28 protein-coding genes, 1 tRNA gene and 1 pseudogene are annotated in these 23866 nt (G+C 59.3%); 16 read left to right on the top strand and 14 right to left on the bottom strand.

Translation table 11 applies throughout. The features are described from left to right. The first annotated feature begins 60 nt into the window (after positions 1–60). From J3P88_RS23375 to J3P88_RS23350, 6 genes are all read left to right on the top strand, one after another. Positions 61–669 carry a LemA family protein gene (locus tag J3P88_RS23375; protein ID WP_434571870.1) on the top strand — a complete coding sequence of 203 codons (609 nt, stop codon included), beginning with the start codon at positions 61–63 and terminating at the stop codon, positions 667–669. A 136-nt stretch (positions 670–805) separates the two neighbouring features. Continuing rightward, positions 806–1555, top strand: coding sequence for a TPM domain-containing protein (locus J3P88_RS23370; protein ID WP_434571868.1), 750 nt, complete (start codon positions 806–808; stop codon positions 1553–1555). A gap of 28 nt (positions 1556–1583) precedes the next feature. Further along, positions 1584–2201, top strand: coding sequence for a TPM domain-containing protein (locus J3P88_RS23365; RefSeq protein WP_186704508.1), 618 nt, complete (start codon positions 1584–1586; stop codon positions 2199–2201). 335 nt (positions 2202–2536) lie between these two features. After that, positions 2537–3754 carry a class I SAM-dependent methyltransferase gene (locus J3P88_RS23360; protein WP_411386722.1) on the top strand — a complete coding sequence of 406 codons (1218 nt, stop codon included), beginning with the start codon at positions 2537–2539 and terminating at the stop codon, positions 3752–3754. A 218-nt stretch (positions 3755–3972) separates the two neighbouring features. Further along, positions 3973–4554, top strand: a complete 582-nt coding sequence (locus J3P88_RS23355) for a DJ-1/PfpI family protein (RefSeq protein WP_434571866.1) — start codon at positions 3973–3975, stop codon at positions 4552–4554. A gap of 71 nt (positions 4555–4625) precedes the next feature. Next, a complete protein-coding gene (locus J3P88_RS23350; RefSeq protein WP_434571864.1) occupies positions 4626–4970 on the top strand; it encodes a YegP family protein in 345 nt (114 codons plus the stop codon). Between the two features lie 161 nt (positions 4971–5131). Here J3P88_RS23350 and J3P88_RS23345 read toward each other — a convergent pair whose 3' ends face one another. Next, positions 5132–6151 carry a DUF4917 family protein gene (locus J3P88_RS23345; protein ID WP_434571862.1) on the bottom strand — a complete coding sequence of 340 codons (1020 nt, stop codon included), beginning with the start codon at positions 6149–6151 and terminating at the stop codon, positions 5132–5134. A gap of 141 nt (positions 6152–6292) precedes the next feature. On the opposite strand from J3P88_RS23345, the gene yiaY reads away from it, so the two are divergent. Continuing rightward, positions 6293–7441: an L-threonine dehydrogenase gene (gene yiaY / locus J3P88_RS23340; protein ID WP_186704513.1), complete on the top strand. Its 1149-nt coding sequence runs from the start codon at positions 6293–6295 to the stop codon at positions 7439–7441. On the opposite strand, the gene J3P88_RS23335 is transcribed toward yiaY, so the two are convergent. Next, on the bottom strand, positions 7438–8601 hold the full coding sequence (locus J3P88_RS23335; RefSeq protein WP_434571860.1) for an MFS transporter: 1164 nt from the start codon (positions 8599–8601) through the stop codon (positions 7438–7440). The genes yiaY and J3P88_RS23335 overlap by 4 nt on opposite strands. Before the next feature lie 13 nt (positions 8602–8614). Beyond that, positions 8615–9850 carry an aminotransferase class I/II-fold pyridoxal phosphate-dependent enzyme gene (locus J3P88_RS23330; protein WP_434571858.1) on the bottom strand — a complete coding sequence of 412 codons (1236 nt, stop codon included), beginning with the start codon at positions 9848–9850 and terminating at the stop codon, positions 8615–8617. 257 nt (positions 9851–10107) lie between these two features. Here J3P88_RS23330 and fos point away from each other — a divergent pair, with 257 nt between their 5' ends. From fos to J3P88_RS23310, 4 genes are all read left to right on the top strand, one after another. Beyond that, positions 10108–10524 (top strand): fosfomycin resistance glutathione transferase, encoded by a 417-nt coding sequence (gene fos, locus J3P88_RS23325; RefSeq protein WP_434571856.1) that lies wholly within the window; start codon positions 10108–10110, stop codon positions 10522–10524. 155 nt (positions 10525–10679) lie between these two features. After that, positions 10680–12029 carry a diguanylate cyclase domain-containing protein gene (locus tag J3P88_RS23320; protein ID WP_434576600.1) on the top strand — a complete coding sequence of 450 codons (1350 nt, stop codon included), beginning with the start codon at positions 10680–10682 and terminating at the stop codon, positions 12027–12029. Between the two features lie 344 nt (positions 12030–12373). Beyond that, positions 12374–12877 carry a DUF4142 domain-containing protein gene (locus J3P88_RS23315; protein ID WP_186704517.1) on the top strand — a complete coding sequence of 168 codons (504 nt, stop codon included), beginning with the start codon at positions 12374–12376 and terminating at the stop codon, positions 12875–12877. Between the two features lie 79 nt (positions 12878–12956). Further along, positions 12957–13865 carry an SDR family oxidoreductase gene (locus J3P88_RS23310; protein ID WP_207965300.1) on the top strand — a complete coding sequence of 303 codons (909 nt, stop codon included), beginning with the start codon at positions 12957–12959 and terminating at the stop codon, positions 13863–13865. 45 nt (positions 13866–13910) lie between these two features. Here J3P88_RS23310 and J3P88_RS23305 read toward each other — a convergent pair whose 3' ends face one another. Continuing rightward, positions 13911–14315, bottom strand: coding sequence for a low affinity iron permease family protein (locus J3P88_RS23305; RefSeq protein WP_186704519.1), 405 nt, complete (start codon positions 14313–14315; stop codon positions 13911–13913). 175 nt (positions 14316–14490) lie between these two features. Between J3P88_RS23305 and J3P88_RS23300 the strand changes: the two genes are divergently transcribed. Continuing rightward, positions 14491–14637 carry a hypothetical protein gene (locus J3P88_RS23300; protein WP_186704520.1) on the top strand — a complete coding sequence of 49 codons (147 nt, stop codon included), beginning with the start codon at positions 14491–14493 and terminating at the stop codon, positions 14635–14637. A gap of 136 nt (positions 14638–14773) precedes the next feature. Here the strand turns inward: J3P88_RS23300 and J3P88_RS23295 are convergent, their stop codons facing one another. The 5 genes and pseudogenes from J3P88_RS23295 to J3P88_RS23275 all read right to left on the bottom strand — a co-directional run bounded on the left by J3P88_RS23295 (position 14774) and on the right by J3P88_RS23275 (position 17306). After that, the gene (locus J3P88_RS23295; protein WP_053119286.1) at positions 14774–15184 is read right to left on the bottom strand and encodes a type II toxin-antitoxin system HicB family antitoxin; all 411 of its coding nucleotides are present in this window, start codon (positions 15182–15184) and stop codon (positions 14774–14776) included. Between the two features lie 40 nt (positions 15185–15224). After that, positions 15225–15401, bottom strand: a pseudogene (locus tag J3P88_RS23290) (type II toxin-antitoxin system HicA family toxin); the annotation flags it as partial. A gap of 339 nt (positions 15402–15740) precedes the next feature. Continuing rightward, a complete protein-coding gene (locus J3P88_RS23285) occupies positions 15741–16100 on the bottom strand; it encodes a helix-turn-helix domain-containing protein (protein ID WP_186730558.1) in 360 nt (119 codons plus the stop codon). Beyond that, the gene (locus J3P88_RS23280) at positions 16100–16402 is read right to left on the bottom strand and encodes a type II toxin-antitoxin system HigB family toxin (protein WP_024616086.1); all 303 of its coding nucleotides are present in this window, start codon (positions 16400–16402) and stop codon (positions 16100–16102) included. The genes J3P88_RS23285 and J3P88_RS23280 overlap by 1 nt, the downstream gene beginning before the upstream one ends. Positions 16403–16676: 274 nt before the next feature. After that, positions 16677–17306, bottom strand: coding sequence for a LysE family translocator (locus J3P88_RS23275; protein ID WP_434571852.1), 630 nt, complete (start codon positions 17304–17306; stop codon positions 16677–16679). 145 nt (positions 17307–17451) lie between these two features. Here J3P88_RS23275 and J3P88_RS23270 point away from each other — a divergent pair, with 145 nt between their 5' ends. Next, positions 17452–17931 (top strand): Lrp/AsnC family transcriptional regulator, encoded by a 480-nt coding sequence (locus J3P88_RS23270; protein WP_186704523.1) that lies wholly within the window; start codon positions 17452–17454, stop codon positions 17929–17931. Positions 17932–17947: 16 nt separating this feature from the next. On the opposite strand, the gene J3P88_RS23265 is transcribed toward J3P88_RS23270, so the two are convergent. Together J3P88_RS23265 and J3P88_RS23260 are read right to left on the bottom strand one after the other, a co-directional pair. Next, on the bottom strand, positions 17948–18115 hold the full coding sequence (locus J3P88_RS23265) for a type II toxin-antitoxin system ParD family antitoxin (protein WP_186704524.1): 168 nt from the start codon (positions 18113–18115) through the stop codon (positions 17948–17950). Positions 18116–18230: 115 nt separating this feature from the next. Further along, positions 18231–18530, bottom strand: a complete 300-nt coding sequence (locus J3P88_RS23260) for a DUF3077 domain-containing protein (protein WP_434571849.1) — start codon at positions 18528–18530, stop codon at positions 18231–18233. Between the two features lie 528 nt (positions 18531–19058). On the opposite strand from J3P88_RS23260, the gene J3P88_RS23255 reads away from it, so the two are divergent. From J3P88_RS23255 to J3P88_RS23245, 3 genes are all read left to right on the top strand, one after another. Then, positions 19059–19817, top strand: coding sequence for a zeta toxin family protein (locus tag J3P88_RS23255; RefSeq protein ID WP_434576597.1), 759 nt, complete (start codon positions 19059–19061; stop codon positions 19815–19817). After that, positions 19804–19983: a hypothetical protein gene (locus J3P88_RS23250; RefSeq protein WP_434571847.1), complete on the top strand. Its 180-nt coding sequence runs from the start codon at positions 19804–19806 to the stop codon at positions 19981–19983. The genes J3P88_RS23255 and J3P88_RS23250 overlap by 14 nt, the downstream gene beginning before the upstream one ends. A 598-nt stretch (positions 19984–20581) precedes the next feature. Continuing rightward, positions 20582–21553, top strand: a complete 972-nt coding sequence (locus J3P88_RS23245) for a toll/interleukin-1 receptor domain-containing protein (protein ID WP_434571845.1) — start codon at positions 20582–20584, stop codon at positions 21551–21553. Positions 21554–21730: 177 nt separating this feature from the next. Here J3P88_RS23245 and J3P88_RS23240 read toward each other — a convergent pair. The 3 genes from J3P88_RS23240 to J3P88_RS23230 form a co-directional block, all read right to left on the bottom strand. Next, a tRNA-Gly gene (locus J3P88_RS23240) sits at positions 21731–21804 on the bottom strand. A gap of 159 nt (positions 21805–21963) precedes the next feature. Continuing rightward, on the bottom strand, positions 21964–22848 hold the full coding sequence (locus tag J3P88_RS23235; protein WP_434571843.1) for an alpha/beta fold hydrolase: 885 nt from the start codon (positions 22846–22848) through the stop codon (positions 21964–21966). A 310-nt stretch (positions 22849–23158) separates the two neighbouring features. Next, positions 23159–23851, bottom strand: coding sequence for a pseudouridine synthase (locus J3P88_RS23230; protein ID WP_434571841.1), 693 nt, complete (start codon positions 23849–23851; stop codon positions 23159–23161). Between the last annotated feature and the right edge of the window lie 15 nt (positions 23852–23866).

Here is a 23866-nt window from a genome sequence, read left to right as displayed (position 1 = left end):
AGACGTCGGCGGGATAGGTGGCCGGGTTTTCCTATGTCATGCCAGGGAGCGCCATATCCGATGAATCCTCGACTGAATCACCTTCGCAGCCTGCCGATGCTGGCGCTGATGCTGCTCACCACGTTGTTGGCCGGTTGCGGCATCAACAACATCCCGACCCTGGACGAACAGGCCAAGGCTGCCTGGGGCCAGGTGCAGAACCAGTACCAGCGCCGCGCCGACCTGATTCCCAACCTGGTGGAAACCGTCAAGGGCTACGCCCAGCACGAGCAGGACACCCTGACCGCAGTGATCGAGGCGCGGGCCAAGGCCACGTCGATCCAGGTGGACGCCAGCACCTTGGACAACCCGGAAAGACTCAAGCAGTTCCAGCAGGCCCAGGACCAACTGAGCGGCGCATTGAGCCGGCTGATGGTGGTGGTCGAGCGTTATCCGGACCTCAAGGCCAACCAGAATTTCCTGGCGTTGCAATCGCAGCTCGAAGGCACCGAGAACCGCATCGCCGTGGCCCGCCGCGACTTCATCCTGGCGGTGCAGAAGTACAACACCGAGATCCGCACGTTCCCGGGGCGCCTGTGGCACAGCGTGATGTACAGCGACCTGCCGATCCGCGAAACCTTCGAGGCCACCAGCCCCAACGCTGAAAAAGCCCCTGAAGTGAAGTTCTGAAAAAACTGTGGGAGCGAGCCTGTGGGAGCAAAGCTTGCTCGCGATGAACGATAACGCGGTCATTAAAAAGACCGAGGTGCCTTCATCGCGAGCAAGCTTTGCTCCCACAGCAGCTCGCTCCCACACAGGAGTTGCAATGCGAGCGTTGAAATTTGGCCTGGTGCTGTTGCTCTGGGCGTTTGCCATCACGGCCCAGGCCGAATTGAAGTTTCCGGAACTGACCGGGCGGGTGGTGGACGCCGCCCAGATGCTCGAACCCTCGGTGCGCACGCAATTGGACTCGCAGCTCAAGGCCCATGAACAGGCGACCGGCGAACAGGTGGTCGTCGTGACCCTGGCAGACCTGCAGGGCAGCAGCATCGAGGACTTCGGCTATCGACTGGGGCGCCACTGGGGCATCGGGCAAAAGGATAAAAACAACGGCGCGCTGCTGATCGTCGCCCGGGATGACCGTAAACTGCGCATCGAAGTGGGTTATGGCCTGGAGGATCGCCTGACCGACGCCCAGAGTTCGGTGATCATCCATCAGGTGATCACGCCGGCCTTCAAGACCGGTAACTTCAACAAAGGCATCAGCGATGGCGTCGCGGCGATGCTGGTGGTGCTGGGCGGCAGCCCGCTGGACGAGCCCGCGACCGCTTACAATACGGATGGGCAGCAGGGCGATTTTGTCGAGCGTCACCCGGGGCTGTTCATCTTCCTGGTGATACTGTTTATTTTGACGGTACTGGTCTGCCAGACGCTCGGTATCCTGCCGGCCGGACGCGGTGGCTCCAGCGGCTCGGGCGGTTACGGTGGCGGAGGCTTTGGCGGCGGAGGCGGTGGGGGCGGCTTCAGCGGCGGTGGTGGCAGTTTTGGGGGCGGCGGTTCGTCGGGCGGCTGGTGATAATAATAATGAGCAGGCACTTTTAACCATGGCATTACTGACTGAACACGAACAACGCAAGGTTGCCGAGGCCATCGCCCGGGTCGAGCGGCATACCGACGCCGAACTGGTCACGGTGCTGGCCGCCCGCGCCGACGACTACGCCTATATCCCGCTGCTGTGGGCCAGCTTGCTGGCCCTCGTGGTGCCCGGCGTGGTCCATTACCTCAGCGGGTGGCTGGCCGTGCACAGCCTGCTACTGGTGCAGTGGGTCAGTTTCATCGTGTTGTGCCTGGTGTTCCGCATCCCCAAGATCACCACGCACCTGATTCCCCGTTCCGTGCGCCACTGGCGGGCCTCCAACCTGGCGCGCCGGCAATTCCTCGAACAGAACCTGCACCACACCGTGGGCAGCACGGGTGTGCTGATCTTCGTCTGCGAGGCCGAGCGGTATGTGGAAATCCTCGTCGATGAAGGCATCTCCAAGCACCTGGACAACACCTGCTGGGACGCCATTGTCGCAGCGTTTACCCAGCAGGTTCGCCAGGGGCAGACCTTGCAGGGTTTCGTGACGTGCATCGAAGCCTGCGGAGAATTGCTCAAGGAACACGTGCCGCTGACCCAGGAGCGCAATGAACTGCCAAATCGGTTGGTGGTTTTAAGCTGATTGTCGATCACCATGGCCAGAGCCGCTTTTGTGGCGAGGGAGCTTGCTCCCGCTCGGCTGCGAAGCAGTCGTCGATTTGCGAGCTCGTTGCCCGACCTTGGAGCCGATGGGGACCGCTTCGCGGTCCAACGGGAGCAAGCTCCCTCGCCACAAAAGCTCCCTCGCCACAAAAAAGCCCCAGTGAGCCACAAAAAGCTCAGTGAGCCGCAAAAGCCGGGGCCTTCGTAAAAAGGGCCTGGATTTTCTACCACTGGGGAAATTCCCCGTGCCCTCGCTGCCCATCCCCCCTAAAATACCCGCCATTCCCGATCCGCCCGCCCCGAGGCCGCTTGTTCATGTCCGCCACCGCAACTCCAGCCCGTCCCGCGCCGGATCACCACGCCCAATTCATCGAGCTGCTGCGCACCAGCCTTGAACAAAACGCTTTCATCAAACTGGTACTGGCCAAGTACGTGGGGGACGAAGCGGACCTCCAGCGGCTGATCATCAAGCAGCTGACGGTCAAGGACCAGCCATGCCTGTCCTTTGTCTACCGCTACAAGACCCGCGACATCACCAAGAATTTCCCACTGGCCGAAGGCGTGGACACCATTGCCGCGCTGTTGCCGGCGTCGTTCAAGAACGCGCATTTGCTGGCGGTCACCGACGAGGCGCAGCTGGAGTACAGCAAGAAGGGCAAGAGCTCGCTATTCAAGAGCAAGCCCCAGCAACTGCGGGAAGTGCCGTCTGCCGAGCACAACCGTGAGAAAAATCGCTTCCTCGACCTGAGCCGGCCATTTTTGGCTGACCTGGGCGTGACCAACCACAAGCACGAGCTGATTCCGGCGATGTCGCGCAAGTGGAAGCAGATCAACAAGTTCATCGAGGTCTTTAGTCATGCGCTGACGTCTTCGCCCCTGGCCTTGGACAAACCGGTGCGGGTCTCGGATTTCGGTTCGGGCAAGGGCTACCTGACCTTCGCCATCCATGATTACCTGCGCAACACCTTGCAGGCCGAGGGCGTGGTGACGGGGGTCGAGCTGCGCGAAGACATGGTCAAGCTGTGCAACGAAGCCGCCGCGCGCCTGGAGCACCCGGGCCTGAGCTTCCAGCACGGTGACGTGCGCAGCGTGGCGCCGAGCGCGGTGGATGTGATGATCGCCTTGCACGCCTGCGACATCGCCACCGACTACGCGATCCACATGGGCATTCGCTCGGGCGCCTCGATCATCATGTGCTCGCCGTGCTGCCACAAGCAGATCCGCCTGCAGATCCAGAGCCCGGCGTTGCTCAAGCCGATGCTGCAATACGGCCTGCACCTGGGCCAGCAGGCGGAAATGGTCACTGACAGCTTGCGGGCGCTGTTCCTCGAAGCGTGTGGCTACGAGACCAAGGTGTTCGAGTTCATCTCCCTGGACCACACCAACAAAAACAAGATGATCCTGGCCGTCAAACGCGCCGAACCGGCGGACCCCACCGAGCTGCTGGCAAAAATCGAAGAACTCAAGGCCTTCTACCACATCACCGAGCACTGTCTCGAAACGCTGCTGCGGGCGGATGGCTATCTCGCCTGACCTCGCCCTGCTAGCACCAACCCCCTGTGGGAGCGGGCTTGCTCGCGAAAGCGGTGTGCCAGCCGACTGAATAGCTGACTGACACACCGCTTTCGCGAGCAAGCCCGCTCCCACGATATGCAGTCCGTCAGGTTATCAGCGCTTATCCCTCACCTACCGACGTACCGGGCTACCTTTAATGCGTCAACCCCTCACGCATTCCCAAAGGAGCCCTTCCCATGGCCGCCAAGAAAATCCTGATGCTGGTCGGCGATTACGTCGAAGATTATGAAGTCATGGTGCCGTTCCAGGCCTTGCAGATGATCGGCCACACCGTGCACGCCGTGTGCCCGGACAAAACCGCGGGCCAAACGGTGCGCACGGCGATCCACGATTTCGAAGGCGATCAGACCTACAGTGAAAAACCGGGGCACTTGTTCGCCCTCAACCATGACTTCGCCAACGTCCAGGCCGCCGACTACGACGCGCTGCTGGTGCCGGGTGGGCGGGCGCCGGAATACCTGCGCCTGAACGAAGCCGTCCTGCAACTGGTGCGTGATTTCGATCTGGCGGGCAAGCCGATTGCCGCGGTGTGCCACGGTGCGCAATTGCTGGCGGCGGCGGGCATCCTCGAAGGGCGTGAATGCAGCGCCTACCCGGCGTGCGCCCCGGAAGTACGGCTGGCGGGCGGGACCTATATGGACATTCCCGTGACCCAAGGCCATATCCAGGGCAACCTGGCGACCGCACCGGCCTGGCCTGCGCACCCGAACTGGCTGGCGGGATTCCTGACCTTGCTGGGCACGGCCATCACTTTGTAGTAATGGACTGGCGGGACAAGCGCAGCGGGTCTTTACTCTCGGGGCATGCCCTCATTGCCTGGAGAACAATCATGTCCGGATGGTACGAAGTCAGCAAAAGCAGCAGTGGCCAGTTTCGGTTTGTGCTCAAGGCGGCCAACGCCGAGACAATCCTGACCAGCGAGTTGTACACCACCCGCAGCGGCGCCGACGGCGGCATCGCTTCGGTGCAGAAAAACAGTCCATTGGCCGAACGCTATGAGCTCAAGACCACCAAGGACGGCCATCCGTACTTCAACCTCAAGGCCGGCAACCACGAAGTGATTGGCAGCAGTGAGGCGTATTCATCGGATGCAGCCCGGGACAAAGGCATCGCCAGCGTCAAGGCCAATGGATCGACGACAGTCATCAAGGACAAGACCGTGGCTGCGCTCTGACAGGACGGTAATAAGAGAATCCATGGTGAGGGGATCTGTGGGAGCAAGGCTTGCCCGCGATGCGGGCGCTGCGATTGTGCAGACTAGCCGAGTTATCGTTCATCGCGAGCAAGCTTTGCTCACACCAGTGAACCCCCTCGCCACTCGGGTTTGCCCTGCCTTTAAACCTCCACCGGCACCGACAATTTCGGATCGCCCAACGGATGGCTCTTGGCATCGAAGAAGCGCAATTGCACGTCCAGCCCCTCGAACACCTTGGCGTAATGCCGCTTCTGATGCTGGATGAACGCCTGGCTTCGCGGATAGATCGAAACCGCCACGGTTTTCGGGGCGGCCAGGCGCAGGGCATGGACAATGTGCCGGTCCTGCTCGCCGAGGGCATGGCCGAACAGGCACAGATTATCGCCATGCTGCAGCAACTGGTCGTAGCAGAACGACAGGTAATCGCTGCTGCGGATGGTCTTGAGCTTGTCGGTGCTGGGACCTTCATTGACGAACAGCGGCACGTCGTCGAGGGTCTTGATCGTGTTGTTGATGGCGAAACTGCCCAGCAAGGTGCCTTCGGTGGACGTGAGTTTGCGCGCCGTGCCGTCCTGGTTGCGCACCAGGTGCAGGCCGCCGTGGAGATACAGCAGGCGTGGTTTGTCCGCGCCCGCCTGGCTCAGGTCGAAACTGTGGTCATCGCCACAGAACAGATCGCTGAGGGTCTCGGCCCCATGCTGGATCGCCCAGTAATTGAGCAAGTCGTAATTGGTGGTGAACACCGTGCGGTAGCGGCCCAGTTCCTGATTGATCGTCGCCAGGGTCGATGGCTGCACCAACCGCCACGGGATATGCACCGCATGCACGGTGTTGATCAGCGCCTCCTTGATTGCGTAGTAGCGGTTACGCGGGGCGGCGGAGCTGACGGCCAGGGCCTTGTTGACCCGACTGGTGGTTTTCAGCGCCCCGAGCACCTGTTCGAAGCTGCGCGTCTGCATCGCGTCGAACACGCTCAGTTCCGACGGGCTCAAGGGTTTTTCCTCGACGGTGCGGGCGTTTTCGAACAGCGAGTCATAGCCGAAGTCGTCCCACACCGCACGGCTGGCGCCATTGCCCAGCAGCAGGCCGCTGAAGGCTGTGTCGGCGCGCAAGGCCTCCCAGTCTTCGAGCCGGGTGTCGTATTCCTGGAAATCGGTCATCGCAAGGATCATCTCAAAACGTGGCAAAGGCAGGCCGCGACTTTATCACGACCCAGTCTTGAGCCAGATCAAGATACGTCGTGACTACTCGGTCAATCCTGTACGCCCCTGCCGATTCGGCCTCTTCCAGGAGCGTGTGCCATGAGCAGCACTTTTTTCATCCCCGCCGTGAACATCATGGGTCTGGGTTGCCTCGACGAGGCCATGACCGCCATTCGCAACTACGGCTTTCGCAAGGCGCTGATCGTCACCGACGCAGGGCTGGCCAAGGCCGGCGTCGCCACCAAGGTGGCCGAGTTGTTGGCGCTGCAGGACGTCGACTCGGTGATTTTCGACGGTGCCAAGCCCAACCCGAGCATTGCCAATGTCGAGCTCGGGCTGGGCTTGCTCAAGGAAAGCCAGTGCGATTTCGTCGTGTCCCTGGGCGGCGGTTCACCCCACGACTGCGCCAAGGGCATCGCCCTGTGCGCCACCAACGGTGGACAGATCCGTGACTATGAAGGGGTGGACCGTTCGAGCAAGCCGCAACTGCCGCTGATCGCCATCAACACCACGGCGGGCACCGCCAGCGAGATGACCCGTTTCTGCATCATCACCGACGAGACCCGCCATGTGAAAATGGCGATTGTCGATCGCAACGTGACCCCGCTGATGTCGGTGAATGACCCAGCGTTGATGGTGGCGATGCCCAAGGGCCTGACGGCCGCCACTGGCATGGATGCGCTGACCCATGCGATCGAGGCTTATGTCTCCACCGCCGCCACGCCGATAACCGATGCCTGCGCCCTGAAGGCCATTACCCTGATCAGCAACAACCTGCGCCTGGCCGTGCGCGACGGCACCGATCTGGCGGCGCGGGAAAACATGGCCTATGCGCAATTTCTCGCGGGGATGGCGTTCAACAATGCGTCGTTGGGTTTCGTGCACGCGATGGCGCATCAACTGGGTGGTTTTTACGACTTGCCTCACGGCGTGTGCAATGCCGTGCTGTTGCCCCATGTACAGAGTTTCAACGCCTCGGTGTGCGCCGCTCGCCTGACCGATGTGGCCCATGCCATGGGCGCCGATACACGGGGTTTCAGCCCGGAAGAGGGGGCCCGGAACGCTATTGCGGCGATCCGCAGCCTGGCCCAGGACGTGGACATTCCGGCCGGCTTGCGTGATTTGGGCGTGCGCCTCAACGACGTTCCGGTGCTGGCCGCCAACGCCTTGAAAGACGCGTGTGGCCTGACCAACCCACGGGCGGCGGACCAGCGGCAGATCGAGGAGATTTTCCGCAGCGCGTTCTAAGCGACCCGGGGTGGCACGAACTTCACACAGAGCATCGCCGCCGCCCCCAGCAGTGCGCACAACGCCGCCAGCGGCCAGGCTTGCTGGCTCAACAGCAGGCTGGCCATGGCGCCGATCACCGACGCCATCAGTTGATGCAGGAACCCGCTCAATGCCATGGCATAAGCGCCGGCCACCGGTGAGCCTTCATTGGCCAGGGACAGGCTGATGGGGTAGATCAACGACTGGCCGAACACCGCGAAGCAGTACGGCAGCCAGAAGAGCAACGCGATGCCGCTCAGGGTGAGGCTGCCCGCCAGCATGGTCATGCTGCCGCCGAGCACCAGCGCGATGCCCCAGCCCATCATTCGCCGTTGACCGGTGCGCAGCACAAAGGCGTTCACCGCCAGTGCCCCGAGCAGGTACGCGGCACTGATCGGCCAGCCCAGCAAGCCATATTCAATGGCCGACCAGTGGAAGCTCTCCTGCAGGATCAGCGGCGCGGCGGTATTGAACGCGACGATCACGCCGTAACCCAGCCCACCGGCCAAGGCCGGCAGCAGGAACGCCCGTTGCCGGAATATCTGCCCGTAGATGCCCCACGCCGATTGCCCGTTGCTGGCCTGTATCAGCGCCGGGAAACGGGCCCAGGACACCGCCGCTGCCATGGCCAGGCTGACGGCGCCCAAACCCTGGAAAATCGCCTCCCAGCCAAACGCCGCCTGGATCAGCGAGCCCAGGTACTGGCCAATACCGAGGGCAATCACAAAGGCGATCGATATCCAGGACAGGGCCTTGGCCAGCAGGTCACCGCTGAAGCTGTCACGAATCAGGACCCGCGCCATCACCGAGATACCGCTGGCGCCGATGCCCTGGATCAACCGAAGCGTCAGGAACGCCTCGACTGTCGTGCCCAGCGGCAAGGCCAGGTTGCCCAGGCCGTACAACCCCAAAGCCGCCAGCAAGACCGGCTTGCGCCCCAGGCGCTGGCTCAGGCTGCCCCACAACAACATGGGCAGCGCCATGCCGATCAGGTACACCGACAGGCCCCAGGACACCCGGGATGCATCGGCACCGATGTCCCGGGCGATATCCGGCAGGGCCGGCAAATAGATGCTCATGCCCAGTTGTGCCAGGAAGACGGTGGTGCAAGTGACGATCAGGGTTGTACGGTTCTTCATCAAGCGTCCTGTCTCAGGGGCGGAGGTCACGCCCGTGGGTCAGCAGCAGTTCGGTGATTTTTTCGCAAAAGGAGCGAATCACGTCAGGCTCCATGTCGGCGCGCAGGGTAATGCGAATGGCGGCCTTGCCTTGCGGCACCACGGGAAAAAACACCGCTGAGGTGAAATACCCCAGTTCGGCCAATTCGACCGCCAGGCTGTTGGCGAGGGATGCTTCACCGCAAGGCACCATACGGATCGCCATGGGAGTGCCGCGCTGTCCGGTCCGCACGAGGCTGTCGAAGAGGCGGATATTAGCCTGCAAACGCGCCTGCAAGGCGCTGAATTCCAGACTGCGGTGCAGGCGGATCGAAGCCATGCCGGCACCGATGGCCGCTGCGTTCAGGCTCTGGGACCAATTGCTCGGTCCACCGTAACGCTGCACCAGCGCCTTGTGCCGTTCACTGCCAAACATGACCAGCCCGCCACTGGCGCCGAATGACTTGGCCAGCGAGGCGACGACCAGGGTGCGCTCGTCCACCGCCGGGATACGCGAACGGACCAGGCCTGCGCCGGATTCCCCGACCGCAGACAGGGCGTGGGAATCGTCCAGGTAAAGAAACAAGCCATAGCGCTGCTTGAGGTACATCAGGCTGTCCAGGTCCGCCATCCCGCCCATGCTGTAGGCGCCGTCGGCTACATACGCCACCTCGCGCTGGCGCTTGCACACGTCCTCGATGAAATCCATGTCGTTGTGCGGGCAGGTGATGACCTGGGTTTCGTCGGCGCAGGCGGCCTTGCTGTGGTTCATCGAATAATGGGCCTGTTTGTCGAACACCATGACGGGCGCACGATTTTGCGTGAATGCACCGCTGGCCAGCAGCGGCAGGATCCCGGCGCTCGCCGCGCTGCAAGACAGGGCGCTGAGACAACAGGCGCCAAACAGCTCCGACAACTGGGTTTCGTACTGGTCCAGGATCGCCAGCTTGCAGCGATTCCTTGAATTGGCGACCCGCAGGGTCCCGGCCTCCCACAGGGCGGTCATGGCACCGTCCAGCAACGCAGGGTGATAGTCCAGGCCCAGGTAGGATGTCGTGCAGAAGTGATGAAAAGCCCGGCCGTATTGGTCGACCAGCACGTTGGGTGTATTGACCTCGACATTCAGCCCTGAGATTTTCCCGGCTTCGGTGCTTTGCCAATCCTGGTCTGCGAGGGAAATGAGTTTGCGGTAGTTGGTGAAGTAATGAGGTGATTGAGCCGTCTGGTTCATGGTGCGTTTACATTCCTTGATGAGTGGTGCTGTCCGTGGGGTGTTTCGATTGCGGCGTGTTTCCGGACTTTACAGATTGTTGTGCAGGGCTTTGAATCGGCTGTTTCCGGCGTGCTTGAGTGTCACTGGAGATTTCTGCGTAGGACTTTGCCTAGGACCTTGGACGGGGAATCCATCAATAGTGTCGGAGCTTCGGAGCACCGTGGATTTGCCCAAAGCCCGCTGGGTTATCACTCTTTTCTGAAGGTAGCTTGCCGATGCTCTCAGGCCTCAATCATCTGACCCTTGCGGTCACCGATCTGGATCGCAGTGTGGCTTTTTATGGCGAGCTCTTGCAGCTGCGTCTTGAGGCCAAATGGAACAGCGGGGCATATTTGTCGCTGCCGGGGTTGTGGTTGTGCCTGTCTCTCGACCCGTTACGCGGGCCCAAGCCGGCGGCGGACTACACCCATTACGCGTTCAGCATCAGCGCCGGCCATCTCCCGCTGCTGGTGGCGCGGCTGAACGCGGCCCAGGTGTCGTCTTGGCGAGACAACCGCAGCGAGGGGGATTCGTTCTACTTTCTCGACCCGGACGGGCACAAGTTGGAGGTCCATGTGGGCGACCTCGCGTCGCGGTTGAAGGCTTGTCGGCAGGCACCGTATGCCGGCATGGTGTTTTTTACAGAGCTGTGATGGGGCTGTGTCGAGTCGCGTGGCTGATCTACTGGGCGTTTCGTCCACTACGGTTGATTGCCTGCGCTATCCTCACCGGTATTGGGTACGTCGGTCACGCACTGACCATCCCCCGCTTCGCTCACCGCTGCATTACCCGGATGACCTCCAGCCCCATGGACACTTCAAGTTCCGCGCCGCTGGCCAGCTATATCGACCTTCTGCTGGACGCCGTGTGTGCCGTCGACGGCCAAGGGCGTTTCGTGTTTGTCAGTGCCGCCTGCGAGCGTATTTTCGGCTACACCCCGCAGGAGCTGATCGGCCAGCCGATGATCGATCTGGTGCACCCCGCCGACCGCCAGCGGACCCTCGAGGCGGCGCGGGAAATCATGGGGGGCGAGCCCAAGCTCAATTTCGAGAACCGCTACCTGCGCAAGGACGGACGGGTGGTGCACATCCTGTGGTCGGCGCGCTGGTCGCCGGTGGACCAACTGCGCATTGCCGTGGCCCGGGACATCACTGAACGCAAGCAGGCCGAGTCCCGGCAAGCGGCGTTGTATGCGATTTCCGAAGCGGCCCATGCCGCGGCTGACTTGCTGGCGCTGTTCAAGCGCATCCACCTGATTATTGGCGAGTGGCTGCCGGCGCTGAATTTCTCGGTGGCGCTGTATGACGAACAATGCTCACAGTTGAATTTCCCCTATCACGTCGATGACCGGGAAGGGCAACCCGAATTGCCGGGCACGGTCACCGGGCGTTTGTGCGCCGAGGTGATTCGCAGTGGCCAGCCGATCCTCCTGACGCCCGGTGGCAGTGCGTTGCCAGCGGGGTTCGACGACTTGGTGGCGCAACCGGACGCGCCATGCTGGCTGGGCGTACCGCTGAACGCTCAGAGCGGCACGATTGGCGCGCTGATCGTCAAGAGTGCGCCGGACAACGAACGCTACACCGAACAGGACAAGGAGCTGTTGCAATACGTTTGCGCACAAATCACCGTTGCCATCGAGCGCAAGCAGTTGCACGCCCGGTTGCAGCACATGGCTCAGTACGATCAGTTGACCCAGGTGCCCAACCGCGAATTGCTCCGTGAACGGTTCAAGTGCGCAGTGGCGGCCGCTCGTGCTGCGTCCGGGCGCATGGCCTTGTTGTATATCGACCTGGATCGTTTCAAGCAGGTCAACGACACCTATGGCCACGGCGTGGGTGACATGCTGCTGCAAGCGGTGGCCAGTCGCCTGAAGGGCTGTATCCGCGACACCGACACCGTGGCGCGTATTGGTGGAGATGAATTCGTGGTCCTGCTGCACAGCATCCAGGCCTTGGAGGATGCCCATCGCGTGCAGGACAAAATCCATCATGCACTGGCCCAGCCGCTGCGTCTGGACGGGCATTGCTTGAGCATCGAACCGAGCATCGGCGTGGCCTGCTTTCCCGACCATGGCACTGAAGACATCGCACTGTTCCGCCACGCCGACGAGGCGATGTATGCCGCCAAACGCCACAATCACCGGGCGTTCGGCATCTGAAAACGCGTCACCGTTCGTCGTGGCGCCCGCAGCTTTCTCAAACCTTCAGCCCGCATCCCATTCGAATATAGGGCAGGGCCTGCACGCCCGGCATTCACGAATACGGAGGGCTGAACCATGCCTGGTTCAAGCAGTATTTATCCGACAAACAGTGCCCATGATCGAACGAAGGTGTCCGAAGCAGGTCGCAAAAGTGGGAGAACCACCATCACGACCGTCGATAGAAGCCCGTCGAAAGCCGAAATTGGCCGAAAGCCGGGTCGGACGTCTCGCTGAATATTCAGGGTTGGTTCTGATTCAAGGTGGATAACCCACCAGAACTTTTATCAGAGGAGGGCGCGATCATGAGCCGTATGGCCAGTTTATTTCGCACCACCAGTCTCGTCGTGCTGATGGGCCTGGGTGCCAACAGTGCCTGGGCCCAATCGCCTGTCGAATTCATCAACGATGCGTCTGCCAAAGGCATGGCCGACATCGAGACCAGTCGCATGGCCCATGGGAAAGCCGAATCCAGGGAGGTCAAGGACTACACCATCATGGTGATCAACGATCGCACCACCGCCAATCAACATCTGGCGAAGATTGCCAAGAAGCTCGACTTGCCCGTCGCCCCCCGGGAGGAAGTGGCTGACAAGGCCAAGGCCTTGATGCCGCAGGTCAAGGATGGCGAGTCGTTCGAAGCCGCGTATGCCGCCAGCCAGGTCAAGGCCACCGAGGAGGCCATCGCGCAGATCCAGCAGGAAGCCCAGACCACCGAAGTGCCGGAAATAAAGGCTTTCGCCGACGAAACCCTGCCCAAGTTGCAGACCCATCTCGAAATGGCCAGGGCGCTGCAGGCCAGCCGTTGACCTGCCGCATCTGGTTTTACATTCAGGACCGGGGCGTCAGCGTCCCGGCAGATTTTGCCCGCCGAAAAGGAGAACCTCGATGTCCACACGCCGAGAACCCAACCAATACGCGATGCAGAACCCACTGACCCAATATCCGCGCCCGGAATTTCCCGACCAACCGCAATCGCCGCCTGGCATCGATCAGGACATGCTGCCGCAACCCGATCATGGCGAAAAAAGCTACCAAGGTTTCGGCCGCCTGGAGGGGCGCAAGGCGCTGGTCACTGGTGGTGACTCGGGGATTGGTCGCGCCGCGGCGATCGCCTACGCCCGGGAAGGTGCCGATGTGGCGATCAACTACCTACCCAGCGAAGAGCGCGACGCCCGGCAAGTCATCGAGTTGATCGAAGCCGAGGGCCGCAAGGCGATTGCGATTCCTGGCGACCTCAAGGACGAAGCGTTCTGTGTGCAAATGGTCAAGATGGCGCAACAACAGCTCGACGGGCTGGATATCCTGGTAAACGTTGCCGGTAAGCAGGAAGCGCAAAAAGACATTGCCGACATCACCACCGCGCAGTTTGACGACACCATGAAGACCAACATCTATGCGATGTTCTGGATCTGCAAGGCAGCGGTGCCGCTGATGCCGGCAGGGGCGACCATTATCAATACCGCCTCGATCCAATCCTACGACCCGTCCGCGACCTTGCTGGATTACGCCACCACCAAAGCGGCCATCGTAGCGTTTACCAAGGCGCTGGCTGGGCAGGTCATCGGCAAGGGCATCCGGGTCAATGCCGTGGCACCGGGGCCGATCTGGACCGTGCTGCAACCGAGCGGCGGTCAACCTCGGGAAAAGATTCCCACCTTTGGCTCCCAGGTACCCATGAAGCGCCCGGGCCAACCGGCCGAGTGCGCGCCGCTCTATGTCCTGCTGGCATCGCAGGAGTCGAGCTACATCACCGGGGAAGTATTTGGCGTGACGGGCGGTAACCCGTTGCCTTGATGCCTGACAGATGCGCGAGTGGTTGACGCCACTCGCGCATAGGCATCAGCACTGGTTCAGGTCGATCTTGTTCTTTTGTTCCACGCCATCAAGGCCCTTGGCTTCGTCCTTGCCCATGTCTTGATAGCGCTTGCGCAGCGCTTCAAGTTGCTTGAGGTCCAGCGACTCGAGGCCGAGCATTGCGTTCTGTGCGTCCTTGGACGCCCGCAGCAATTCATCCACTTTCAAATGCAGGATGTCCGTATCGCGGTTCTGGGTGTTCTGGATCAGGAACACCATCAGGAAGGTGATGATGGTGGTAGAGGTGTTGATGATGAGTTGCCAGGTGTCGTTGAAGCCGAAGAAAGGTCCGCTGGCGGCCCAGATCGACAACAACACGATGGCGCCTAGAAAGGTTTTGGGGCTCCCCGCCCAAAGGGATAGTTTTTGCGCGATTTTTGCGAACGTCATTGCCGTGTTTCCTTATGGGATGCACCTGTCTGGTGTGACAGCAACGAGTCGGCGAAAATTCTACTTACATTTCAATCGCAAACATCCGTCAACGTTCATCGTCCGGCACGAAGACAGTCGCAACCATTGCCACGCTCGCAGGTCACTCCTTAAAGCCCCAGCATCGGAGTCCATCATGAATTTCGCCCGCACTTTTTGCCTCGCCTGCTGCTTGTTCGCCCTGCACGGCTGCTTCGACAACTCGGATAACGAGACCAAGGACAATACCGACGGCACCAAGTCTTCGGTGCAGATGCAGGAGTCCAAGTCAGAGAATAAATAGCCCTGGCATGGCTATGTAAAAAACTGTGGGAGCGAGCTTGCTCGCGATGGCTGTGTGTCAGGCACCCAGGATATGCTGACCCGACGCCATCGCGAGCAAGCTCGCTCCCACAGATTTGTGTGTCGTCAATGGTTGTTCACCGGCCTTGCTGCAACACCTTCAGCGCTGCCGACGCCAGGAAGCCGGAGCGGCTCTTTTCTTCAGGATGGTGCAACACATATTCATCGATACGATTGAGCAGGTAGCCGGGCAGCGTGATGTTGAGTTTCTGCGCCTTACCCAGGTATTTGGTCACATCGATGTCCACCAGTGCCCAGGTGCAACCGGCGTATTGCGGATTGGCGGCGTGCAAGGTGACGGTGTTGGCCGGTGGAATCGGCGAGCCGTCTTCAGCCAGAATTTCAAAGTGCCCCTCGATGGCTTCCCGCGCCATCGCCATGGCCTCGTCCAGGTCATCGCCTGCGGAAAAACACCCCGGAATATCAGGCACTTCAACACCCCAGGCGTGCTTGTCATCGCCCATGGAAATCGCAATCGGATAAAGCATATTCATCGTCCTCCGGGAACGTCGCGCAACGGGCCGGCTGAAGCAGCGCCTGTTGCAAAATACTGATGGCCGTTTTCTTGAGCAGGTCCTTCTTCGGATGAGGAACCGTGACCAACCCCGGTTTGGTCGGGTGCTTGAAGTGATGGTGACTGCCTCGAACCCGAACCAGATACCAACCGTCTGCAATGATCTGGCTTATCAAAAATCGGCTATTCACAACACCTCCGTGTGGTGTGCGTGGTAGGTACTATACCTACTGAAAATGAATGATCAACACTATAACCACCGAAGGAGATCTCGGTAGGCGCACGCAGTCGCTGCAACAAAGTCTAGAAGCGGCGGCGCGCAAGGGCGGCGGAGGGGAGGGCGGGTTTATTTCGGGATGTGAAACCGGGCGAAAATGCTTGTGTGTGGCGAGGGAGCTTGCTCCCGTTGGGCTGAGAAGCAGCCCTGGAATTTGAGCTGTAGCTGAAAAAAGTGCGAAAAAAACCGGCCACGTTGGACCGGTTTTTCTATTTTGAGATGCTGCTGCAGATTGGTGCGGAGTCGCTATGTATTACGCAACGTCCGCCAGCAGACTCTCGTAAGGGATTCGCAATCCATTATGCAGGCGTTTTATCATCGCCAGACTCAGTTTGCGTTTGCGGTTCAGTACTTCAGACACACGCCCGCTCGAACCAAGGAATGGTTCCAAGTCGCGCGCGGTCAAGCCTTGCTGATCCATCCGGAATTTAATTGCCTCAATTGGATCGGAGGGTGGCATTGGGTAGTGCTCGTCCTCGTACTTTTCTATTAACAAGGCAAGAATTTCCAGCTCATCACCTTCAGCCGAATCAACTTCCGCACCCCAAAGCTGTTCGATGCGAGCAAAGGCTGCATCCAGATCGTCCTGGTTGCGAATGGGTTTGATGTTCATCATACGGTCTCCGCGTTGATTTGGTCGTACTGGGCGTGGGTGCCGACGAATCGTACAAAACCAAGTTGGCGCTGATAATCGATTGCCAAAATTACTCGGTATTTGTTACCGCCGATGTTGAATACAACCCTCGCGCTTTTAAGAATACTGGCTGTTCTGAGTTCAGCCTTAATCTCTTGAGGCGTTCGATAGGTCGCTTTCTCCATGTGTCGATACCATTCAACCAATGGCGTCTGGGAATCGGCATAAGCCGGATTGCTTTCCCAAAATTCCCGCAAGGTACCTCTCGCGATAATCCGCACCTATTTGCTCCCATTTTGGGAGGAGTCTAGTCTGATTGGGTTGACGTTGCAATTGGGGTTGTTGGGAAGGTGATGAACGATTTGCTCGCCCCCTAGCACCCCATGCTAGTGCGCTTTTACCCGTTGCGAGGTAGACAATGGTTAATTGGCCACGCAGCCTATGATCCAGAGAGAAAAATGTATTCGTGGCGAGGGAGCTTGCTCCCGCTGGGGTGCGAAGCGGCCCTGGATTACCGCTCAGAATACCAAGAGCCGCTTCGCGAAACTGCAATCGTTATGACTGCTGCACAAACGTCAGCCGCACCGCAAACCCAATCAAAAGACTCCCAAACAACCACTGCTGCACGCGCTGGGCCGAAGGCGAGCGCTGAAGCCAGCGGCCGAGTGCCACGCCGACCAACGCGTAGGCGCAGTCGAACAGCAGGCCGACGCCGACCAGCACCACGCCCAGGATCGCGAACTGCCCCAGCACCGGCCCGGCCTGTGGATCGATGAATTGCGGTAGCAACACCGAGCAAAACAGCAAGGCCTTGGGATTGAGCAGGTTCGTCAGCAGCCCGCGTCGAATGGCCTCGTAATAATGCCGTTTTCCAACCTCGACATTGGCGCCTTCAAAGTTCGGCAGCAACGTGGTCCGTAGGCATTGAAAGCCAATCCATAACAGGTAGGCAGCACCTGCCAGGCGCACGACATCGAAGGTCCATGGCGCGGTCTTGAACAAGGCCGAAAGCCCTAGCGCCGCCAATGCCACATGACACCCGCGAGCAACCCCCAACCCTACCGCCGTCGCGAGCGCCGCGCCCCTGCCCTGACGGGCACCGGTTTGCAGCAGCAGGATCATGTCCGGCCCGGGCAACAGATACGCCACCGTCAACGCCATCAAAAACAACCCGAGCTCTGCCATGCCAAACCCCTTTGATCAACGATTCGCAAGTGCCAAGTTTATGGCTGACGGGCAGGGCAGGTGGTTGCGAAGACAGCTTCTAAAGCTTCTGGAATTGGCATAACCTGCCAAATATCTTCGTCATCCAATCGGAAAATGCCAAGTCATGAAGCTGGACGCCTTCGACCGCAAAATCCTCGTCGCACTGCAACGCGACGGGCGCCTGAGCAACGTGCAACTGGCTGAAGAAATCGGCCTGTCCCCGTCACCCTGCCTGCGCCGCGTGCGGATGCTCGAAGAGGCAGGGGTAATTCGCGGTTACCAAGCCGTCCTGGACCGCGACGAAGTGGGCCTCGGGCTGACGATCTTCGTCGGCGTCAAGGTCGAACGGCACAACGACGAGCGAGCCGAAGCATTTCGCCAGGCAGTGACGGCATTGCCCGAAGTGATCTCGGCGTTCCTGGTATCGGGCGAATCGGATTTCCTATTGCAAGTCGTGGTGCCGGACCTGCGGGCTTATGACCGTTTTGTCACGGGGCAGTTGTTGAAGTTGCCCGGGATCAGCGATATCCGGAGTAACTTTGCGATTAATACGGTGAAGACGCCGGGGGCGTTGCCGTTGGGGCATTTGCCTGGGGCTGAATAGTTTTTACGATGGGGATTTATCCACGTCCTAATGACATTCGCTGTTTGAAGGCGTCGGAATTGAATGGGCGAGGGGGGCCGCTGGACTCACCGTCTTCAAGGGCCGAGCGGATATCCTTCAGTTCGGCATTACGTTCCTGAGCACGCTGATTGGCAACGGTGATGGTTTTTCGAACGCTTCCCATGCTTGAGCCTCTAGGGAGGTCGGTATTGCTAAGCCCCACTGCGAAAGAAGCAGGGCTTAGCGCTGTCTGTCGGATGGGGTTCCCTATGTCCCCATTCTCAGGACTTACTGTCGATCTACTGTGCCTCGGATTTTTTCTTGGACTCAGCCGCTGGTCTTGGCGTAATGACTTTCACAACGTCATCAATCACCGCCTTGCTCATTTCCAACAAAAAATGCGCAGCCCAGGCGTAGCGGTCGGTGCTCTTTTCAAACGCCGCGTCTTCGGCAAGCCGGTGAGCGAGATGCAAAAGATCCGACGCCCGTTCCAATGCCTCTTGGATGGGGACGCCGCCGTTGACACGGAACAACGCTCGATCAGCGGAATAGTTGAAGGGGGTGTAGCCGATGGTTTTGAGGGTTGTATCTTCGTTCATGATCTACCTCCGTTGATGACGAGGCAGTGAGACCGAGAGTTGAACGAATAATCGAAAAACGAGTTGCTGTGCATTGTCTAGCTCCTTGACGTCTGGAGCTGCCACTTTCGTTCCAAGCGAATGGGTGGCAGCTGTGCGCAGGTTGGAAACCGGGAGTCAAGGAAACCGGCACGCCTAAAGGCGTCCCACGCACAGCCGCCAAAACACAAGTTTACAGGCGTAAAACTACCTCTGCACTTATGAGGCGTGCGGTTTCGTGACTCACGGGTTTCCAAGCCCGATCGCTGATTTGCAGCGACGTTTGGGAGGGTAGCCAGGGAAAACAAAGCCAACAAGGCGGCAATCTGCCTAAAAAACGCAGTTGGCGCACCTCTTACGCAACACTCGGATTTTGCCTACAAACAGTCGTGAGAGCCGAACGATACTTTTATGCGACGATCAACGAGACGACTGATCGTCGTTGCCTTCGTCCATATGGGCAACGATCAACGTTTTAAGCTGGGACACGTAAAACAGGTCGATGCCGGAATGACGCCAGAAGAAACTGCTATCGAGCAAGCAGCCCTTGAATTCGCTAGAGTGAATCGAGCCTCCTTGGCTCGGCATATTGCGGACGCCGCTGTGTACCTCAGTGAGGAGGTACCATTCACGGTGTTCATGGCGGGGTCGCCTGGGGCTGGCAAGACGGAAATAGCCAAGGCTATGGCTGACGATTTGGACGAGAGAAATCTTAGCCTTTACTCCAAACGTGTTCTTCGTATCGATCCTGATGATTTTCGAAGTCTGATTCCCGGCTACGACGGAAGCAATTCATACCTTTTTCAGCGTGCGGTTACGAAGATTCTGGAAAAGGTGTTGGACCGCGCGTTCAAGAGACGGCTTTCGTTCATTCTGGATGGGACGATGGCCAACCTTGGGGTAGCGAAGCGGAATATCGACCGCGTCTTGGGAAGTGGCAGGAAAGCCCAGATTATGTATGTCTACCAGAGACCAGAACTCGCCTGGCAGTTCGTGCAGGCTCGGGAAGTCACAGAGGGCAGGAACATTCCGCTGCTGGAGTTCGCCAGACAGTTTGTTGCTGCACGGTGCAATGTCATTGAGTTGAAGCGCATCTACGGTAGCCAGATCCACATCGATTTGCTTATTAAGGACTTTGATGGCGACGACGCTCAACAGGTTGAGCTTGATGTGGCCGGGGATACGATTGACGCTCTGATTCCCCAGATCTATGATCAGGCTCAGCTCGTTGAGCTGTTAGCAGAGGTTGAAATCAATGAGTACAGATAAGATTACGAAAACCAGCGCTTTGACTGAGTTTTTCACCAACACCCCCGCCGAGACTAGAAAAGAGATCTTGATGGGCATCATTGGCAAGGCTAACGCCTCCCAACGTGATGTCGTGCAGAAAGCAGAGGCTATCAAAGCTGCGCGGGCTTCTGCTCAGGCAAACTGAGATGTTGCCGTCAAATCAGCCCAAGGTTCATTAGGCTCTGTTCAAAGCTCGTCGAACTCGTGGTTCGCCTTACGCGAACTGATGGGCGAAACGCTGTCGCTATTAAGCCATACCTCGGCGCCTTTGCAGCCCTCGTGGCTTGCCCCCCGAAGCACACTGAGCTACAGCCAGCAGGTTGAGCAGGCTCGGCTACGTTATTTTCAACCTTGACGGCTGACTCTTTCAAAGAGATGGAGGGGGCTGCCTGGATACTGGCCGCAATAGGGGATGGCATAAATTCGGTCAACCTGGCGGGTGGATCCCCCTGACCGACCCTCGTACGCTGATAGAGTCAGCGTTGAGCATTTCGCCTGAAGCGGTCGCGATAGCACGACTGCAACTGCTGCATGCTGTCGGAATGGTCTTGTACCCTGCGTATGCGCCAGTCTGCTTGCGCTGGTACTTATAGCTCGCCTCAGGAGCTTGAGATCCACGACCCCGGCTTGGATCGGCGCGGGATGATGTTGGTGCAGATTCACGCGGTGCGTCTGGAGCCGTTTGAATTGGATCGCATTTAGGTCGTAAGATCGAGTCGCCCAACCCGCATGGAGTCATCATCTTGCCGAATGTATTCTTCTCCTACTGCCATGCTGACGAGGCGCTGCGAGACCAGCTCGAAAAACAGCTGTCCATGCTAAAGCGTCAGGGTGTTATCGAGACCTGGCATGATCGGCGAATCAATGCTGGCCAGGAGATCGATGCCGCCATCGATCAACACATCAACACTGACGAAATCATTCTGCTGTTGGTGAGCCCCGATTTCATTGCATCCGACTACTGCTACAACGTTGAGATGACACGCGCCATGGAGCGCCATGATGCGAAGCAGGCGATTGTCATCCCAGTAATCCTGCGCGCCTGTGATTGGCATCATGCTCCTTTCGGCAAGCTGCTCGGCACCCCCTCGGATGGGAAGCCGGTAACCCTCTGGCCTGATCGGGACGAAGCATTCCTTCAGGTGGCCAAGGAGGTTCGCAAGGCGGCTGAAAAATGGCGAACCGATAAGCCTGTGTCCCCGCCTATAAGCGTACGCCCCGAGTACGCTATGCCAGTTGCCGCAGCCCCCGATGCCATTGCAGGGCCGCGTTCCAGCAACCTTCGGTTGGCTAAGTCCTTTACCCAACTTGATAAGGATCAGTTCCAATTCGAGACTTTCGAATATATTGCCCGCTACTTTGAGAATTCGCTGGCTGAGCTGCAGGCACGAAACGATGGATATCAAGGCGTTTTTCGCCGAATCGATGGAAACCGTTTCTCCGCGACCATTTACAAGGATGGCCGAGACGTAGCCAAGGCCTCCGTTTTTGTCGGAGGCCAGATGGGAACCGGCATCTATTACAGCCAAGGCGACTCGTTCGGCGGGGGCTCCTTTAACGAAGCGCTTCATGTCGAGTCAGACGACCAAACCCTGTACTGGCGCAGCCTGGGGATGGCGCCCTTTCGCAGCCAGCGAGACCAGAGGCTCTCTCAAGAAGGCGCCGCCGAGACGTTCTGGAACATCGTCATCGCGCCTCTTCAGCGGGGGCGGTAAATTTCGCGGCCTGCATTGTCGCTGCCTGTGGGAAGAGAGTGCCGCGATAAATGGGAACGCATTTATTTATTCCAGAACATCGCCAACGACAAACACCAGACCAAAAAAAACCGGCCACCAAGAGCCGGTTTTTTTAATCCCCCGTCAAAAACACACAACGCAGGACCAGAATTCGATTGGAGCGGGTGAAGGGAATCGAACCCTCGTTATCAGCTTGGGAAGCTGGAGTAATGCCATTATACGACACCCGCTCAGAGCGGCTGACTTTGTACCAGATGTGGGCACGGATTTGAAGTTTTTCTTCGCATCGTGTGCGACCAGTCGTCTACGTGAGCCTCAAACCAGAGCGGTCGTTGGCGGGCAAGCCCTGTGCTGAAGGGGGAAATGGGCTTGCTCGCCAGGACTCGGTTTCAGATGGCCAGTGCATGGTAGCCCTGCACGTAGCTATAGCGCGGTCGGCTTTCGTGGGGTTCCGGTGTGAGGAAACCCATCAGGGCGTTGCGGCTGTCGCGGCAGGCGGCTTTGTGTTCCATGTCCAGGAAGTGCCCGGTGGCTTGCAGCGTGCTGAAGGTGCTGTGCTGGACGTGGTTGGCGAACAGCCTGGCGTCGTCGGCCGAGGTGTATTCATCCCATTCGCCGTTCAGGAACAGCACCGGCACGTTGATTTTCTTGGCCGCGTTGACATAGCACTGTTGGTCGCTGTGGAGCACGTCGGTGATGTGGAAGTGCATCTGCCCGTACTCGTGCTCGGCCAGGCTGCTGACATGGCGATAGTTGAAGCGCTTGAACAGCGGCGGCAGATGCTTACCGATGGTGCTGTTGACCAAGTGGCCGACACGGTCTCCGTCCAGGCTGCCCAGGTAGTCCACACCACGCTCCAGGTAGTCGCGCATCGGCGCATTGAGCACCGGCGAGAACGAGCTGATCACCGCTTTTTCGATGCGCCGTGGCCGTTGGGCCAGGGCGCTCAGGGTGGCGGCGCCGCCCCAGGAAAACGACAGCACGTGCTCGGCGGCGAAGTGGTCGATCAGTTCCAGGAGGATCTGCCCTTCGATCTCCTTCGTCAGCATTTTCTCGTGCCGATTGTGGGCCTTGGACTTGCCCGCGTAGGGCTGGTCGTACAGCACGACGTTGAATTGCGGGTAGAGGTTTTTGGCGGTCTGTGCAAACGACGCGGTGGTGGCCATTGAGCCGTTGACCAGGATGATGGTCTTTTGTGCGGCGTCTGCGCGATAGAACTCCGTGTAAACCCGATACTGACCCTGTATATCCAGCACAGCGATTTCTGGCCTCATGTCATAAGACTCCTGGCAAGCGGGTATGCGCGCAATGAGATTGCACGGGCAATGTGACAGGTAGGCATACGCCTGGAAGATAAGGCCCATGTCGATCCATGAAAGCCGGTCGACGGGTATTGTTATGGCGGGCAGTTTGCCGGGCGGATAAGGCGGAACCTGAGGGTTCCCGCCGGCAAAAAGTTTCTTAGAGGTATGAGTTGACTCATCGGTCACATTTCGGCCGACGGTTTGATTCAAGCAGGGGGGCGACCGTTGCGCAAGTCCCTATCGGAAAATTGTTCGACACTTCTGCCCAGCGGTAGCGGGCTCAGATGAGCTGGACTTCTTCAGGGCGCAAGGCCCGGTATTGGCCAGGCGCTAAATGAGCGTCCAACACCAGCGGGCCCATGCGCTCGCGGTGGAGGCGCAGCACCTTGTTGTTGAAGTGGCCGAACATGCGTTTGACCTGGTGGTAACGTCCTTCCACGATGCTCAAGCGCGCCGACTTTTCCCCCAGCAGTGTCAGTCCTGCTGGCTGGGTGGTGAGGTCTTCGAAGGCGAAGTACATGCCTCGCGCAAAGGTGTCGGCGTATTCGGCGGTGATGGTTTGCTCGGTTTCGACGTAGTAGACCTTGGGCAGTTTGGTCTGCGGTTGGGTCAGGCGTCGGGACCAGGTTCCATCATTGGTGATCAGCATCAGCCCGGTGGTGTTGAAATCCAGGCGCCCGGCGATATGCAGATCGTCCTTGTCCGGTTCGTCCAGCCAGTCGAGCACGGTAGGGTGTTGCGGATCGCGCGTGGCGCTGACACAGCCGGGCGGCTTGTGCAGCATGAAGTAGCGCGCGGGTCGGCCGGCTTGCAGCACGTCGTCATCGACTTCGACGCGACTGAACTCACGTACCGGGGCATGGGGATCGCTGACGGTCTGGCCGTCGATTCGCACTCGGCGTTCCACCAGCAACAGGCGCACTTGTTGGCGATTGAATCGCGGCAGATTGCTGAGGAAACGGTCGACGCGCATGGGCAGTTCAGGCAG

Source organism: Pseudomonas sp. Z3-6, assembly GCF_051131985.1.
GTDB classification, from domain to species: domain Bacteria; phylum Pseudomonadota; class Gammaproteobacteria; order Pseudomonadales; family Pseudomonadaceae; genus Aquipseudomonas; species Aquipseudomonas zanjanensis.
This window is presented reverse-complemented; position numbering and strand designations above follow the sequence as displayed.

What these genes read in the sequence shown, in the direction of transcription:
- J3P88_RS23375 (WP_434571870.1), top strand. Translation starts at nt 61, where the DNA reads ATGAATCCTCGACTGAATCACCTTCGCAGCCTGCCGATGCTGGCGCTG.
- J3P88_RS23370 (WP_434571868.1), top strand. Translation starts at nt 806, where the DNA reads ATGCGAGCGTTGAAATTTGGCCTGGTGCTGTTGCTCTGGGCGTTTGCC.
- J3P88_RS23365 (WP_186704508.1), top strand. Translation starts at nt 1,584, where the DNA reads ATGGCATTACTGACTGAACACGAACAACGCAAGGTTGCCGAGGCCATC.
- J3P88_RS23360 (WP_411386722.1), top strand. Translation starts at nt 2,537, where the DNA reads ATGTCCGCCACCGCAACTCCAGCCCGTCCCGCGCCGGATCACCACGCC.
- J3P88_RS23355 (WP_434571866.1), top strand. Translation starts at nt 3,973, where the DNA reads ATGGCCGCCAAGAAAATCCTGATGCTGGTCGGCGATTACGTCGAAGAT.
- J3P88_RS23350 (WP_434571864.1), top strand. Translation starts at nt 4,626, where the DNA reads ATGTCCGGATGGTACGAAGTCAGCAAAAGCAGCAGTGGCCAGTTTCGG.
- J3P88_RS23345 (WP_434571862.1), bottom strand. Translation starts at nt 6,151, where the DNA reads ATGACCGATTTCCAGGAATACGACACCCGGCTCGAAGACTGGGAGGCC.
- yiaY (WP_186704513.1), top strand. Translation starts at nt 6,293, where the DNA reads ATGAGCAGCACTTTTTTCATCCCCGCCGTGAACATCATGGGTCTGGGT.
- J3P88_RS23335 (WP_434571860.1), bottom strand. Translation starts at nt 8,601, where the DNA reads ATGAAGAACCGTACAACCCTGATCGTCACTTGCACCACCGTCTTCCTG.
- J3P88_RS23330 (WP_434571858.1), bottom strand. Translation starts at nt 9,850, where the DNA reads ATGAACCAGACGGCTCAATCACCTCATTACTTCACCAACTACCGCAAA.
- fos (WP_434571856.1), top strand. Translation starts at nt 10,108, where the DNA reads ATGCTCTCAGGCCTCAATCATCTGACCCTTGCGGTCACCGATCTGGAT.
- J3P88_RS23320 (WP_434576600.1), top strand. Translation starts at nt 10,680, where the DNA reads ATGGACACTTCAAGTTCCGCGCCGCTGGCCAGCTATATCGACCTTCTG.
- J3P88_RS23315 (WP_186704517.1), top strand. Translation starts at nt 12,374, where the DNA reads ATGAGCCGTATGGCCAGTTTATTTCGCACCACCAGTCTCGTCGTGCTG.
- J3P88_RS23310 (WP_207965300.1), top strand. Translation starts at nt 12,957, where the DNA reads ATGTCCACACGCCGAGAACCCAACCAATACGCGATGCAGAACCCACTG.
- J3P88_RS23305 (WP_186704519.1), bottom strand. Translation starts at nt 14,315, where the DNA reads ATGACGTTCGCAAAAATCGCGCAAAAACTATCCCTTTGGGCGGGGAGC.
- J3P88_RS23300 (WP_186704520.1), top strand. Translation starts at nt 14,491, where the DNA reads ATGAATTTCGCCCGCACTTTTTGCCTCGCCTGCTGCTTGTTCGCCCTG.
- J3P88_RS23295 (WP_053119286.1), bottom strand. Translation starts at nt 15,184, where the DNA reads ATGCTTTATCCGATTGCGATTTCCATGGGCGATGACAAGCACGCCTGG.
- J3P88_RS23285 (WP_186730558.1), bottom strand. Translation starts at nt 16,100, where the DNA reads ATGAACATCAAACCCATTCGCAACCAGGACGATCTGGATGCAGCCTTT.
- J3P88_RS23275 (WP_434571852.1), bottom strand. Translation starts at nt 17,306, where the DNA reads ATGGCAGAGCTCGGGTTGTTTTTGATGGCGTTGACGGTGGCGTATCTG.
- J3P88_RS23270 (WP_186704523.1), top strand. Translation starts at nt 17,452, where the DNA reads ATGAAGCTGGACGCCTTCGACCGCAAAATCCTCGTCGCACTGCAACGC.
- J3P88_RS23265 (WP_186704524.1), bottom strand. Translation starts at nt 18,115, where the DNA reads ATGGGAAGCGTTCGAAAAACCATCACCGTTGCCAATCAGCGTGCTCAG.
- J3P88_RS23260 (WP_434571849.1), bottom strand. Translation starts at nt 18,530, where the DNA reads ATGAACGAAGATACAACCCTCAAAACCATCGGCTACACCCCCTTCAAC.
- J3P88_RS23255 (WP_434576597.1), top strand. Translation starts at nt 19,059, where the DNA reads ATGACGCCAGAAGAAACTGCTATCGAGCAAGCAGCCCTTGAATTCGCT.
- J3P88_RS23250 (WP_434571847.1), top strand. Translation starts at nt 19,804, where the DNA reads ATGAGTACAGATAAGATTACGAAAACCAGCGCTTTGACTGAGTTTTTC.
- J3P88_RS23235 (WP_434571843.1), bottom strand. Translation starts at nt 22,848, where the DNA reads ATGAGGCCAGAAATCGCTGTGCTGGATATACAGGGTCAGTATCGGGTT.
- J3P88_RS23230 (WP_434571841.1), bottom strand. Translation starts at nt 23,851, where the DNA reads ATGCGCGTCGACCGTTTCCTCAGCAATCTGCCGCGATTCAATCGCCAA.